At 37.6% G+C, this 1065-nt stretch carries 1 protein-coding gene; it reads left to right on the forward strand.

The window, feature by feature from the left end; translation table 11 throughout:
* Positions 1-1015: IS30 family transposase (locus B5G32_RS13540; RefSeq protein ID WP_087936964.1), on the forward strand; the 1015-nt coding region annotated here is incomplete at its 5' end.
* Positions 1016-1065 lie beyond the last annotated feature (50 nt).

A 1065-nucleotide genomic window follows, 5' to 3' on the forward strand; every position in this document is an offset into this window, starting at 1 on the left:
CAGCTATGTGGAAGAAATATGCCCTAGGCTTTCTAAGCCTCCATATGTCTGCAACGGATGTCCTGACATGAAAAAATGTACTTTGACAAAGCATATCTATTATGCACTTGAGGCCAACAAAAAATATGAAGAAAGGCTTTCTGAATCACGCAGAGGCATCATTATTACTCAGGATGAAATCAATCATCTTAATGAGCTGCTCTATCCACTGATTGCCCAGCAGGGTCAATCCATTCATCATGTCTACATTCATCATAAGAACGAGATCATGTTCAGCGAAAAGACTCTCTATAAGATTATTGATGCTGGCATATTGAAAGTGAGAAACATCGATCTTCCTCGACAGGTAACCTATAAAAAAAGAAAGAAACCTTCAAGATACAAAATTGATTCAAAATGCATGGATGGAAGAAGGTACGAGGACTTCAAGAATTTTATAGAAGAAAATCCTGACATGCCTGTTGTCCAGATTGATACGGTTGAAGGCACTAAAGGTGGAGCCTGTCTGCTTACAGTTCATTTTACAGTGTCAACATTTATGATTGCTTTTAGAAGAGAATATAATGATGCACAGTCTGTCATTGATATATTCAATGACATTTACAACCATCTTGGAAGAGATATGTTCATGAAGCTTTTCCCTGTCATTCTCACAGATAACGGACCTGAGTTCTCCAATCCAGAAGCCATTGAATTTGATGAAGATGGAAACAGAAGAACATATATGTTTTACTGTCACCCCAGCTCTCCGTTTGAAAAAGGTGACTGTGAAGTCAATCATGAATTTATAAGAAGAATCGCACCCAAAGGAAAACCATTTGATCCTTATACGCAAAAAGACATCAATTTAATGATGTCTCACATTAATTCGTATGCTCGTCCAAAGCTGAATGACAAAACCCCACTCTTTGTCTTCGCTTTGCTGTTTTCCAAAGAAGTTGCAAGATACTTTGGAATCGAACATATTGACCCAGATAAGATCAATCTGACTCAGTCGCTCTTATCTCAAAGATAAAGCATAAACAAAACACAGGGATACCCATAATGTACAGATAAATAAGACCA

Source organism: Massilimicrobiota sp. An80, from assembly GCF_002159255.1.
Classification (GTDB): Bacteria; Bacillota_I; Bacilli_A; order Erysipelotrichales; family Coprobacillaceae; genus Allocoprobacillus; species Allocoprobacillus merdigallinarum.